A 270-nucleotide genomic window follows, 5' to 3' on the forward strand; every position below is an offset into this window, starting at 1 on the left:
TGAATTGCTCCGGCTCATGATGGAAACCGAGGCCGACTTCACGAACACGTTCCGCGCGCTCACGCTCGGCGACACCGAAGCACTCGCCTTCGCCAACCAGGACGACGGCAAGGCGTGGCTCGCCGCTTGGCGGAAACGTCTCGGGGAACAAGGTCTCCCGGATGAAGACGTCACCCGGCTCATGCGTCAGCACAACCCGGCCGTCATCCCGCGCAACCATCACGTCGAGGCCGCCCTCACGGCAGCCGAACGCGGTGACTTCAAGCCGAC

The 270-nt window shown here is 65.2% G+C and carries 1 protein-coding gene; it reads left to right on the plus strand.

Annotated features, from left to right (window positions below; all coding sequences use genetic code 11):
- The coding region (locus ACSV5T_RS09870; RefSeq protein ID WP_438320998.1) for a hypothetical protein at positions 1 to 270 on the plus strand (270 nt) is incomplete at both ends.

The sequence above is a fragment of the Veillonella sp. ZSJB6 genome (assembly GCF_051549505.1).
Taxonomy (GTDB): domain Bacteria; phylum Bacillota; class Negativicutes; order Veillonellales; family Veillonellaceae; genus Veillonella.